Below are 1151 nucleotides of genomic sequence, written 5' to 3' on the forward strand. Positions count from 1 at the left end.
TCTGTGGCAGCTGCAACCTTAGGTGCTGTCGGCCGTGAGGCCTCATCAATTGTCAGGTCATGTAGCGGCAGGATTGAGAGATCAGTCATACTGACTAAGAAAGCCCTTAGTGCTTCTGAGTCAAGAATATCGACACAGCACAATAGCCGCCTACGGAGCACTCAACTAAGCAGCAGCCACTTGTGCATAACTTCCGGACTGTAGCCTTCTCCATACGATGCCCCTACTCCTTGGGTAAGCCATCCACCAATCTGATCTATAATGTCGCTAGGGCACTCTACGGCTCGTAGCCTGTCTCGCATGGAGTGGCGGAAGCTATGCATCGTATAACCCTCACCAATCTTTCCCTTCTGCCACTTGTTAAGGGCAGCACTGGCTGAGTTCGCACTCGTTCGTTCACCATTGTTGTACTTAGGGAATGCAAACTGGCTGCTATTGGGTTGTTCCAGTATTCGTTCTGCTGCCCACTTAGCTGAGCCTACCAACGGGACTACCCGTTCACTGCTGGCTGTCTTCAAGGAACGCCAAGGATGAGACCTGACACTCACGCAGAGGATGCCGTCCTTAGTGATGAAGTCAGTGCGCAACAGCCCAGCGCCCTCAGCAAGTCTGATCCCCGTGTCAGCTACTAAGACTACTAGCCAGCGCATTTGATCATCCGCCTTATAGCACTCAGCCTGTACCTTCTTGATGTCCTCAGCCTTAACAGGCAGCCGTTTCTTAACCCCTTCTCTTTGGTTAAAGTAGACGTTTGAGAACGGGTTAACGATTGCCAGCCCAAACTCACTCAGGGCTAAGTTTATAACGGCCCTGACTGTACCAAAGATCCTTGCCACAGAAGCCCCATTTAGTCCCTTAGCAAATAGATAATCACGGAACTTGGTAGCATCGGATCGAAGGTAATCCTTCAAAGCTTTCATGCCACAGCAATCAATCAGGTAGCCGCAGGAACGCCTTACGGCAGCCTCAAAAGTCGGCGGGCGATCATGCCCCTTTAAGCGCAGATAAACAGCCACAGCGTCTTTGAGGGAATGCTCGTCGGCAGCAGGCTCAGCGACGGGCTCCTGCACAGCGTCAGTGAGCAAATGCTTACCTGGAAGGTCTTCAGATGAAATCCTCAGGATATGCCAATGCCTGTCTAACTTAGCAGC

Annotated in this window: 1 protein-coding gene; it reads right to left on the minus strand. The window is 51.6% G+C overall.

Features of this window, described 5'->3' with window-relative positions; genetic code table 11:
* Positions 1-161 precede the first annotated feature (161 nt).
* The coding region (locus ACTF5M_RS11380; protein ID WP_438961078.1) for a site-specific integrase at positions 162-1151 on the minus strand (990 nt) is incomplete at its 5' end.

The organism is Nereida sp. (genome assembly GCF_965655635.1).
In the GTDB taxonomy this organism is placed as follows: Bacteria; Pseudomonadota; Alphaproteobacteria; order Rhodobacterales; family Rhodobacteraceae; genus Nereida.